Source organism: Bradyrhizobium sp. Bra78 (genome assembly GCF_024519855.1).
Lineage (GTDB): Bacteria > Pseudomonadota > Alphaproteobacteria > Rhizobiales > Xanthobacteraceae > Bradyrhizobium > Bradyrhizobium japonicum_G.
On record NZ_JALJRE010000027.1, the window covers coordinates 1 to 2,599 of the forward strand.

Annotated in this window: 2 protein-coding genes; both read right to left on the minus strand. The window is 66.7% G+C overall.

The annotated features are described in order from the left end of the window. Window positions 1–447, minus strand: a 447-nt coding sequence (locus tag OC450_RS34230) for a chemotaxis protein CheW (RefSeq protein ID WP_256809514.1), incomplete at its 3' end; no start/stop codon positions are given. 24 nt (window positions 448–471) lie between these two features. After that, window positions 472–2,599 (minus strand): hybrid sensor histidine kinase/response regulator (locus OC450_RS34235; RefSeq protein WP_262049473.1); only part of this gene is annotated, 2,128 nt, incomplete at its 5' end.

Sequence of the window (2,599 nt, forward strand, 5' to 3'; positions counted from 1 at the left end):
GAGCTCGAGGACGCGATCGACGTCGAGGACGACCATGAGCTGGCCGTCGAGACGGTGGACGCCGCCGGCGAGCTTGGCCATGCGGGGATCGAGGTTGACGGGGTTCTCCTCCTTGCCGTCCTCGGCAAGCCGCAGCACCTCGCCGATCTGGTCGATCAGCAGGCCATAGGATTCGCCGCGCAGATCGACGCCGACCGCCATCGGGGTCTTGCCGTCCTCGGGCTTGGGCAGGCCGAGGCGGGCGCGCATGTCGACCACGGTGACGATGCGGCCGCGCAGATTGAGCACGCCCGCGATCTCGCGCGAGGACAACGGCACGCGGGTGACGCGCTCGGGCATGAACACGTCCTGGACGCGGGAGATCGGCAGCCCGAACAGCTGGCCGCCGATCATCGCGGTGACGTATTCGACCATGGCGCCTTCGGTGGATTGGGCTTTCTTGCTCATGTGCGTGTCTCCTGATCCTGCCGTTTACGCCGCTGCCCGGCTCAGCTCCGAGGCGCCGGCGGCGCCCGCGGTCTGCTCCTTCAGCGCCGCGATCAGACCGGGACGGTCGAACTTGGCGACATAGTCGTGGAAGCCGGCCTGACGGCCGCGCTCGATCGCCGCCGGCGACACCAGCGCGGACAGGCCGATGATCGGCATCGAGCCCAGATTGTTGTCCGAGCGGATCACTTCGGCGAACTCGAACCCGTTCATGTCGGGCATCTCGATGTCGGTCAGGACCACGTCGAAGGTCTGCGCGCGCAGGGCGGCGAGGCCCTCCTGCGCGGTCGGCGCGGTGCGGACGCGGTAGCCGGCCGCCTTGAGCACGGGCGCCAGCATGTTGCGGAAGAAGGCCGAGTCGTCGACCAGCAGCACCGACTGCGAGTGCATCGACGGCTTCATCTCCTTGCGGGTGAACCAGTCGGCGAACGCCATCGGCAGGAAGTGGCCGACGTCGATCACCTCGGTGGCCTGGCCCTTGATCACGGCCGAGCCGAGAATGCCGGAGGCGGAGCCGCCGACCTCGATGTTGAGCCGTTCCTCGACGATGTCGATGATCTCGTCGACGACGAGGCCCATGGAGCGGCCGTCATCGGCGAACACCAGGATCGGCTGGGCGCCCTGGCTGGCGATGGTGACGCTCTCCATGGCAACCAGCGGCATCAGCTGCTCGCGGTACTGCACCATGTAGCGGCCGTTGGAGAACTCGATCTTGTCGGCGGGCAGCTCTTCCAGGCGGGTGACGAGCCCGAGCGGAACCGCCTTGGGCTGGGACGAGCCCGCGCGGAAGACGAGGAGCGAGGTGGTCTGCTCGCCGCTTCCGATGTGGTGCGCCCCGTTCTCGTCGCCCATGTCATGGGCCGAGGAGCCGGCGGCGCCGAGCGCCTTGGCGATGCCGTTGGGATCGATGATCATGATGACGGCGCCATCGCCCAGAATGGTATTGCCGGAGAACATGTCGATGTGACGCAGCTTGGTCGACATCGGCTTGACCACGATTTCTTCGGTGTGGAACACGCCGTCGACGACGATGCCGAAGGTCTGGCTGCCGACCTGCGTGACCACGATGAAGCCGTTCTCGGGATCGGAAGCGGCGCCGTCGTCGATCTTGAGCAGCTTCTTCAGATGGATCAGCGGCAGCAGCTTGTTGCGGAGCCTGAGCACCGCGGTGTCCTTGATGCGCTCGATGCGGTGCTCGGAGTTGGCGCGGGCCCGCACCAGCTCGACGACCGAGAGCTGCGGGATCGCGAAGCGGTCGCCGGCAGCTTCCACGATCAGCGCCGAGACGATGGCGAGCGTCAGCGGGATCTTGATGGTGACGGAGGAGCCCTCGCCCGCCACCGACTTGATGTCGATGGTGCCGCCGATCTGGTCGATATTGGTGCGCACCACGTCCATGCCGACGCCGCGGCCCGAGACCGAGGTGATGGCGGCCGCGGTCGAGAAGCCCGGCGCGAAGATGAACTTGTGGATCTGGGCTTCGCTCATCTTCTCGAGCTCGGCCTCGGTGACCAGACCCGAGGAGATCGCCTTGGCCTTGATCTTCTCGGTGTTGAGCCCGCGGCCGTTGTCGGCGATGCAGATGATGATGTGGCCGCCCTCGTGATAGGCGGACAGACGGATGGTGCCCTGCTCGCCCTTGCCAGACGCGAGGCGCTCGGCGGGGGTCTCGAGGCCATGATCGGCGGAGTTGCGCACCATGTGGGTGAGCGGGTCCTTGATCAGGTCGAGCACCTGGCGGTCGAGCTCGGTGTCGGCGCCGTGCATCTCCAGCTCGATCTGCTTGCCGAGTTCGCTCGAGAGGTCGCGGACGATGCGGGGAAGCTTCTGCCAGGCATTGCCGATCGGCTGCATGCGCGTCTTCATGACGCCTTCCTGCAGCTCGGCGGTGACGTTGGAGAGCCGCTGCAACGGCACCTTGAACTCGGTGTCCTCGTTGCGGCGGGAGATCTCCAGCAGCTGGTTGCGGGTCAGGACCAGCTCGGAGACCATGGTCATCAAATGCTCCAGCGTATCCACGTTGACGCGGATCGACTGGTTGGCGATGCGGTCGCCCTCGGAGGCGCCCTCGTCGGCCATCGACTTCTTCGGCGCGGCCTTGTCCTTGGGCGCC